At 75.6% G+C, this 3632-nt stretch carries 6 protein-coding genes; all 6 read right to left on the minus strand.

The annotated features are described in order from the left end of the window. Nucleotides 1-128 precede the first annotated feature (128 nt). Nucleotides 129-713, minus strand: a complete 585-nt coding sequence (locus tag ACFUEL_RS36945; protein WP_380242149.1) for a pilus assembly protein TadG-related protein — start codon at nucleotides 711-713, stop codon at nucleotides 129-131. After that, a complete protein-coding gene (locus tag ACFUEL_RS36950) occupies nucleotides 605-1129 on the minus strand; it encodes a TadE/TadG family type IV pilus assembly protein (protein WP_380242151.1) in 525 nt (174 codons plus the stop codon). Before ACFUEL_RS36950 ends, ACFUEL_RS36945 begins: the two co-directional genes overlap by 109 nt. Next, a complete protein-coding gene (locus ACFUEL_RS36955) occupies nucleotides 1126-1488 on the minus strand; it encodes a TadE/TadG family type IV pilus assembly protein (RefSeq protein ID WP_380242153.1) in 363 nt (120 codons plus the stop codon). The genes ACFUEL_RS36950 and ACFUEL_RS36955 overlap by 4 nt, the downstream gene beginning before the upstream one ends. Nucleotides 1489-1640: 152 nt before the next feature. Then, nucleotides 1641-1904, minus strand: coding sequence for a hypothetical protein (locus ACFUEL_RS36960; RefSeq protein ID WP_380242155.1), 264 nt, complete (start codon nucleotides 1902-1904; stop codon nucleotides 1641-1643). A 119-nt stretch (nucleotides 1905-2023) separates the two neighbouring features. Further along, complete coding sequence (locus ACFUEL_RS36965; protein WP_380242157.1) at nucleotides 2024-2911, minus strand: hypothetical protein; 888 nt, start codon at nucleotides 2909-2911, stop codon at nucleotides 2024-2026. Then, nucleotides 2908-3632 (minus strand): type II secretion system F family protein (locus ACFUEL_RS36970; RefSeq protein WP_380242159.1); only part of this gene is annotated, 725 nt, incomplete at its 5' end. The genes ACFUEL_RS36970 and ACFUEL_RS36965, both read right to left, overlap by 4 nt.

A 3632-nucleotide genomic window follows, 5' to 3' on the forward strand; every position in this document is an offset into this window, starting at 1 on the left:
TCTCCGGCGCCGGCCCTCGCGCCGCCCGGCGGCCACCGGGGCGGGCTGCCGGCCGGGGGCGGCGGCGGTTCCCGGCCGCCGTCCCCGGTGTCCCTTGCGGTGCTGGTCGTCGGCTCCGCGCGCGGCCATCAGCCGGTCTTCCCTTCCGTGATGCCGTGCAGCAGGGTGGCCTTGCCGTGGCCCTGCACGGAGAGTGTGGTGATGCCGACCACGCCGAGCAGCGCGGTCCGGTAGGTGGTTCTGGCGGTGACGCTGATCTCGCTCAGGTCGGGGTACTTGGGGAACTCGACGTCGCCGGTGACCTGTTGGGAGGCGAGGTACGCCTGGGCGGCGGCCTCGGCCCGTGCCGGGTCGACCTGGTAGCCGCCGCCGGCGCGCAGCCGGTCGATGTCGAGCTGCTGGCCGGCCGCCCGGGCGGCTTCCTGGGCCACCGCGTCGGCCCGTTCCATGGCCCGCAGTTGGCCGCCGAAGTCGAGCACCAGGCCGACCACGGCGACCAGGCTGGCGACGGTGATGGCGACCATGACCGAAATGCTGCCCCGGTCACGGCGGTTCACGCCTCGTTCGTCCACGTTCCCTCCCCCCACGGCGAATTGACGTTCCCTCAGTTGTCTTCCCGGTAGCGGTCCAGCACGGAGCTGAACGTACCGGTGAGCGTCTTGCTGCCCGGCAGGTGGTCCAGACCGGTCAGGTCGGCCAGCGACACCTTGCACGACACCTGGACGACGACGGTGGTCAGGGTCTCGTCCCCGACCGCCAGCGGGCGGTACTCCAGGTCGCCGAGGGCCAGGGTCTCGCAGCGCACCTGCCGGACGGCCAGTGCCTGGGCGACGGCGTCCCGGGCGGCCTGCTGCGCGCCCTCGCGGCTGTGGGCCAGCGAGGCGGCGCGGGCCCCGGCGCGGGCGGCGGCGTCGACCACCGCACCGGTGGTCTGCAGGCGTCCGGCGGCGACCGCCATCAGCGCGAAGGTCAGTATCACCGGCACCAGGAGCGCGGCCTCGACGGCGAACGACCCCCGGTCCCGGAGCCGGCGCCGCGCCGCTCCCCCGCGGCCCACGGCTCCCCCGCCGTCCACCGCGCCCCGGCCGCGCGCCGCACCCCCGCCGTCCACCGCGCCCCGGCCCTTCACGGCGCCACCGGCGGGACGAACTTCTCCCGGGGCGCGGTGGCCGTCTTGGTGATCGCCAGGTCGGCGAACGGCACCAGGGAGAGCGTCTTCACGGTGACGGACAGCTGGTACATGTCGGGGTCGCCGCCGGTCTGCTCCGGCGCCCGCGCGAGTTCGACCACGCTGCCGAGGCGGTCGACGAACTCGGCCGCCCGCTGTTCGCCCGCACCGGCCGGCGCGCCGTTGATCCGTCCGGCCTCCACGCCCTCCCGGGCGGCGGCCAGCGCGGCCTGTTCGGCGTACCACCACAGGCCGGCCTGCACCACCAGGAGGATCACGAACAGCACGGCGGGAAAGACGATGGCGAGGCTGATCGTCATCGCCCCCCGGTCGGGCACCGCCCCCCGGCCGGGCGCCGCCCCACGGCCGGGCCCCGCCCCCCGGCTGGGCACCGGCCCCCGGTCGGACCTGCGGGCGCGCGGGAGCCACCCGGCCGGTGCGGGCCGGGTGGCGGGCCGGTGCGGGCGGCGGATCACGGCGCGGTGCCGCCGGCGGGGACGTCCTTCTGGATGTTGCCCTGGACCTTGTTGCCGAGCTGGGTGATCGCGTAGACGACCGTCCCGGCGATGGTGACCAGCACGATCACCGCGAGGGCGAGTTCGATGCTGATCGCGCCGCGGTCGCCGGACTCGCGGGCGGCGCGCAGCTTGACGAGGCGGTACTCGACGGCGGGTCGGACGAGGTGGAGCGGGATCAGCGGCCGCAGGGCGGCCGCCACGGTGCGGATTCGGGCCATGGTGTGGTCTCCAGGACTTCGAAGGGGGGAGGGACTCGGCGCGGGGTGCCGCGCCGGGCGGGTGGCGCTGTTCTTTCGCTGCTCGGTCGGGGGTTTCGGGGTGTCGGATTCCATGGTGGTCAGGTGGTGTTGAGCATCTGGTAGACCGCGGGGAAGGCGATCAGGACGGTCATCAGCAGGGTCAGCGCGGAGCCGGGGGCGACCATCCGCTCGCTGTCGGTGTTGGCCTTGGCGAGTTCCTCGGAGAGCAGTTCGCCGCGCAGGCTCTTGGCGCGGGCCCGCAGGGTGTCGTAGACGGCGGCGCCGTCGACGCCGGAGATCCGCATGATGTCGGCCACGTCCTGGAGCGGGGTGAGGCCCAACTCCTGGGCGAGCGCGTCGAGTCCGTCCCAGGGCGGGAGCCGGTCGGTGGCGGCCCGCTCCAGCGCGTCGCGGATCCGCCGGAACACGGTGCCGCGCCCGACCGAGGCGGCCCGGCGCAGCGCCTCGGCGGGCCCGCAGTCGGCGGCCCGTTCCAGCGCGACGAGTTCCAGGTACGCGGCGATGCCGTGCAGGTACTCGGTGCGGGCCTCCTTGGCCTCGCCGGCCACGATGCCGTCGGGGACGAACCACAGCAGCCCGGCCAGCAGCGGCCCGACCACCAGCGGGACGGCCGGCGGCAGGCCGTCGCCGATCACAACGGCCAGCACCGACAGGTAGCCGGGCAGCGCGAACCCGAGGACGGCGAACAGCAGTTTGTGCGCCATGAAGCGGGCCGGGCTGCGGCCGATCAGCGCGAGTTCCCGGTGCGGGATGCGCACCCCGGGCAGCCGCGCCGAGCCCTGGCCGACCCGGTCGTACCAGGGCAGCGCGGCGTCCTCGTCCTCGGCCCGGCGGGGTTCGGGGACGCGGTGCAGCCGGTCCAGGGCCTGGCCCAGGTCCGGTGGCGCGGGCCGGAGTTCGGCCAGCAGCAGGGCCACGCCGCCGGCCGCGGCGGCGCCGGCGAGGACCGCCCAGGGGGAGATCACCTGGCCTCCTTCACGCGCGGGTCGTTCCCGGCCGCGGCGCCGTCGGCGGCGGGCCCGTCGGCGCCGTCGGCCCCGTCGGTCCCGGTGCCGGGCAGCCGGCCGGTCTTGGAGCGGCGGTCGGCCTCCAGGACGCGGGGCAGCGGGGTGTGCCGGGCCAGCGAGCGCATCCAGCCGATCACCGCCACGAACGCCACCGCCACGACGGCCAGCACGAGTTGGCCCAGCACCGTCGAATAGGGCTCGGTGTAGCGGGGGTTGAGGCCGCCGACGACGATGACCAGCAGGATGATGCCGACCATCCAGCGGATCGTGGTGCGGTGCTTGGAGCGGTCCGCCTCGATGGCGCGCCGCTGCCGGACCTCCTCGCGCACCGATTCGGCCATGTCGGCCAGCGCCCGGGCCAGGCCGGGTCCGCTGTCCCCGGCCCGCAGCACGAGGGCGGCGAGCACCTTGTCGGCGGTGGCGTCGGCGACCTGGTCGCCGAAGGCGCGCAGCGCGTCCTCGGGGCGCCAGCGGGCCTGCAGCCGGGCCGCCAGGTCGGAGATCTCGGTCTCCAGGGCGGCCGGGGCGGTGCGCCGGCTGGTCATGATCGCCTGGTTCAGGCCGACGCCGAGCAGCAGCACGTCGGCGAGGCGCTGGGTCCACTCGGCGAGCGCCTCCAGCCGCTCGATCCGCCGGGTGTCGGAGCGGGTCGCGTCGAACAGCCAGGGCAGGCCGAAGA

Origin of the sequence: Kitasatospora sp. NPDC057198 (assembly GCF_042670125.1) — a bacterium.
Classification (GTDB): domain Bacteria; phylum Actinomycetota; class Actinomycetes; order Streptomycetales; family Streptomycetaceae; genus Kitasatospora.

Coding starts and splice junctions, on each gene's coding strand:
- ACFUEL_RS36955 (WP_380242153.1), bottom strand. CDS start 1,488: ATGACGATCAGCCTCGCCATCGTCTTTCCCGCCGTGCTGTTCGTGATC.
- ACFUEL_RS36960 (WP_380242155.1), bottom strand. CDS start 1,904: ATGGCCCGAATCCGCACCGTGGCGGCCGCCCTGCGGCCGCTGATCCCG.